Annotated in this window: 3 protein-coding genes; all 3 read left to right on the plus strand. The window is 36.0% G+C overall.

Going from position 1 to position 2186, the window contains the following annotated elements; all coding sequences use genetic code 11:
• The first annotated feature begins 147 nt into the window (after positions 1-147).
• The 3 genes from NBH01_RS26465 (at position 148) to NBH01_RS26475 (ending at position 2011) form a co-directional block, all read left to right on the plus strand.
• The gene (locus tag NBH01_RS26465) at positions 148-702 is read left to right on the plus strand and encodes an imm11 family protein (protein ID WP_117542726.1); all 555 of its coding nucleotides are present in this window, start codon (positions 148-150) and stop codon (positions 700-702) included.
• Between the two features lie 76 nt (positions 703-778).
• Positions 779-1480, plus strand: a complete 702-nt coding sequence (locus NBH01_RS26470; RefSeq protein WP_005643591.1) for a PoNe immunity protein domain-containing protein — start codon at positions 779-781, stop codon at positions 1478-1480.
• A gap of 9 nt (positions 1481-1489) precedes the next feature.
• On the plus strand, positions 1490-2011 hold the full coding sequence (locus NBH01_RS26475) for a DUF7691 family protein (RefSeq protein WP_117588480.1): 522 nt from the start codon (positions 1490-1492) through the stop codon (positions 2009-2011).
• The last annotated feature ends 175 nt before the right edge of the window (positions 2012-2186 follow it).

Raw genomic sequence — 2186 nt, forward strand, 5'->3', positions numbered from 1 at the left:
GTTTTATCAAGGTTTGCTGGTTGCCTATCTGCTCTTGGCAATTGGAGTTTCGCATCTATTGAGAAGAAAAAAGTTATTAACAAACCGGGATAACGCTTGACAGCGTTCCCCGCTTAGCCATTATCAGTAATTAAATAGTGTAACATTATGAATATATATGAAATTGGACAAGACTTTGATAATTACAAGTTCTTTGTATTCAAGGAAGATGATGAGTCAAATAAAGGCGTTTGGGATTATAATGGTCAATCACTTATTAATGAGTGGAAAGGGCTTAGTCTGGAACTGTTTAGAGATAAAAGGAAAAAGAAAGACAAACGAAGTGAGGAGTTTGATGCATCTTGTTATTTTTCCGGTTGTCTGATAGTAAATAAAAGAACTTCCTTATTACTCTCTGAAAAGCTGAAAGGGCAAATAGAAGTTTTACCTGTCAATGTGGACGGGAACGCTTCAGGTTATTATTTTATAAATGTATTGAATACAGTCGATGCCTTAAATATAGAGTCCAAGAGCAATGAAGAAATCTTGAAGATGATGAGGGATAATAATGGTATTTTCAATAAAGGAAATATCGGTTCATATATCATATTTCGGGATAGTCTGTTTAATAACAATTATTATTGCACAGATGAATTTGTAGATTTTGTGAAGCAAAATTCAATCACAGGATTAAAATTTACATGTGCAGGTATCGCAAAATAAATCACTGATAACAAGCCAAGTTAGCTGCTAAACGCAGCTCCTTGTCAAACCATTAACATCAAAACAGTGTACCATAATGGAAACAAGAGATAAACTTTTTACAGAAGAACAGTATTTAAAGCAACTGAAATTGTATAATGAAGAAATTCTTTATTATGAACAAAAGCATCTTTCAGGTAAACATATAGGTTACGATTCTTTGTTCAATTATAGGCTTCGTTCTTTATTGGTACAGTATTCTATGGGACAGGATATTGATAATCTGAAAAATAATTATGTGGAAACCCTCAAAACGATGCCGAGATTTTGGACGGATAACGGATTTTATATTGAAATGTTATGGCTTCTGTCAATAGGCATTATGTTGGATTACGAAGACAACCTTATACAAAGTTTGGTTCAACTGATAAAAGACAGGGAAGCAAAAGACTATATTTATGACACCTTGATTAGATACAGATTTCTTGATTGGGAAAGGACAACAAACAAAGTATTATATCCGTCACCCTATCAAGCAGCTATCACTGTTACAGAGTTGGCTGAACAAGACAAGGCAGAAGCGATGAAACGATTAGAAAAATACCTCAAAAAAGAATGGTATCGAGGACATTCTGATTTATCTTGGCATGACGACCATAAATATGGTATCAACCATGACGGTTATTGGTGTTTTGAAAGCGGTGCATTGGTCAAGGTCTTGGGGCTGAATGATAGCAGCCTGAAAGGGTTGCCCTACTATCCATACGACATGGTACATTGGAATGACAACATTAAATAAAGAAAAGGTATGAGTTACTCTGTTTGTGCATATTTGATAGAAGCCGATAAGGTAAGGTCTGTTTACGGGGCTTGTGATAATCAGCTTATAAACCAATTAAAGGTTGCGTTGAAGCAGGAACTTGACTGTTTGAACGATTCTTTCAGCAATAGCCTAAACACGGATAAAGATGCTTATGCGGTATTAGCAGACATTGTGAACGGAAAAATCCGTTATCCCGAAATTGCTTTCATGTACGGGTATGTATATGAAAAGATTTGCAACCATTATGGAACGCAAATCTACTGTGCGGAAAACCTTTGGCAACTGGATAGTCAAAGTACATTCATCCCTATTCCATTGAGCAGTGATTTTCCCTATATTATCAGCATACCCGTTTCTGAATTGGAGAGTAAGCGTACGGAATACACCTCGCTGAAAGAGGGTAACGGTATCGGAGATTATGACTATGAGCAGGAAATGGACGACCTGAATTTCATTTTCGATGAAGCCTTTGAAGCGCAAAAAGACCTCGTGATTATGGTTTATTGATATGGTACACTGGTGTGAGAATAAATATGATGTTAACGAAGCGTGATAACGCCTTACAGCGTTCCCCGCTGAACCATTAGATATAATAGGCATGAGAATATTTGTATTATATTGCTTGTTCTTTTTCCCACTTAGCTATGTTATAGCAAAAAACGGCTATGTGGAACAAAATTCA

The sequence above is a fragment of the Bacteroides sp. B1-V-101 genome, from assembly GCF_023656585.1.
Taxonomy (GTDB): Bacteria; Bacteroidota; Bacteroidia; order Bacteroidales; family Bacteroidaceae; genus Bacteroides; species Bacteroides thetaiotaomicron.